This is a genomic window from Sphingobium sp. MK2, from assembly GCF_040170545.1.
Classification (GTDB): domain Bacteria; phylum Pseudomonadota; class Alphaproteobacteria; order Sphingomonadales; family Sphingomonadaceae; genus Sphingobium.
Window position 1 is genome coordinate 1 of sequence record NZ_JAZDXA010000092.1, and the last position, 1,867, is coordinate 1,867.

The 1,867-nt window shown below is 58.4% G+C and carries 1 protein-coding gene and 1 pseudogene; one reads left to right on the top strand and one right to left on the bottom strand.

The window, feature by feature from the left end; genetic code table 11:
- Positions 1-76: pseudogene (locus tag V2I08_RS20680) on the top strand (transposase); the annotation flags it as partial.
- A 27-nt stretch (positions 77-103) separates the two neighbouring features.
- Here V2I08_RS20680 and V2I08_RS20345 read toward each other — a convergent pair.
- Positions 104-1,867 (bottom strand): recombinase family protein (locus V2I08_RS20345; RefSeq protein ID WP_349636566.1); only part of this gene is annotated, 1,764 nt, incomplete at its 5' end.

Sequence of the window (1,867 nt, forward strand, 5' to 3'; positions counted from 1 at the left end):
TTTTACCGCATTCCTCGAAGATGGCCGGATATGTCTCACGAACAACGCCGCCGAACGCGCCCTGAGAGCCATTGCAACGACCGATTCATACTACACCTCCTCTTCAAATGTCCGGAAACAGGGACTTTTGGTTTTCCATTTTGATGCGACACGGGCCTCTGTGACGCGGGAACTGGGTCACTTCGTCCTTTTCCAGGTCCGTGGCTCGGATTTGGTGCGGCGCATCGGGTACAACTTGCTCGGTAGGGAGCACGCCCTCCTTGATCAGTCGACGGACCCGATGGGCAGTAACCCCAAGCTTTTTGGCGGCTTCGGTCAGCGTGAGCCACTCTCCATTCTTTTCGGCGGATCGGTAGCCGTGGATTTTGTGGACAGTGCGCAGCGAGCCGACACGGCGCGCTGTCCAGGTCTTGCCTTGTCCGGTTTGCATTCCCATCCGGTTGAGAGTTGCGGCAATGTCTGCATCGGACCACCGGGTGGCCATGGAGCGGATGATGGCAAGGGCGGCTTCGGGCGTACTCTGGCCATGTTCGCCTGCTTTGGGTTTGCGAATGCGCAGCTGAGAATGTTGGCCACCTTTCCAGTGGATCGTCAAAATGACTTCACGTTGCTCTTCATCGACATCAGCGATGATATCGGTCACGAGCGTGCGGAGGAGCTGCTGACGACAACGCATGTCGACGTTAGGCGAGCGCCAAGCGGTCTCCAGGTCGGTGGCAATGCCAGCAAAATCTGGCACCGGCGCGGCCAGATCGATTTGTCGCGCTTGGGCCAAACCCGCTTCACAGGCTTCCACACGCCTGAGCGCTGCTTCCCAGCTATTCTCGAGTTGGGCAGCGATCAGGCGGTTATCAGGGTCGCAGGCAGCATAGCGACGTTCAGCGAGAGATGCCTCGTATCGGGCTTGCTGCAAGTCCAGCTCCACCATGCGGTGCCGTTCTTCCAGATTATCCCGATGCGCCCGATCAGCTTCCATTGCGGCCTCGATCGCCATCGGCGTCACGGCTCTCAATATCTCTTTGCCTATGGCAGGGTCGATGCGAGATGCGCCAAAAGTCATGCATCGTGGCTTGGCCAGCATCTGGTTGATACGTTCGCAGCGGTAATAGGGATGACCCGGAGGCCGGCCCGAATAGACAACGCCCAACCGTCTTCCACATCGGCCGCAGGTGAGCAGGCCCGCGAGCAACGCGCGGCCACCACGACCAGACTTGATGCCGCCCTTCTGTCCGAAGGCGTTGACGGCGATATGGCTCTGGTTCCTTTCAAACTCACTCCAATCGATATAGCCTTCGTGATGATCCTGGAGCAGCACTTCCCACGTTCCAAAGGGCTTGCTGTGGCCGTAACTTTTGCGTGCCCTGCCATCGACAATCTCGGTTCGCTTCTCGCTTTTACCATAGACATAGACCCCAGCGTAGAAGGGGTTCTTCAGGATCGAAATAACGCTTCGATAGCGAACCGGCACCCAGTCGAAGGACACCGTTTTGCGGCCGTCAGAAGGGCGGGGAAAATGGAAATTGTCAGCTGTCAGCGAAATCAGCACCTGGCGGGCGCTGCCAAGCTCGCGGAAACGCGAAAAGATGAGGCGGATCGCCTCCTGTACCCGGATATCGGGATCCAGCCCCAGGCCGTATTCGCGGTGCCAGATATAGCCGATCGGAACACTGAGGCGCAGTTCTCCCCGCCTTGCCTTGGCGCGCGCCGCGTCAAGCATGCGTGTTCGCAAAATGCCAAGCTCAAACTCGCTGATGCTGCCCTTCATGCCCAACAACAATCGATCGTTTGGTCGACAGGGATCGTATACCCCGTCGAGATCGATCACGCGCGCTTCAACCAGGCCACACAGCTCCAAAAGGTGGTGCCA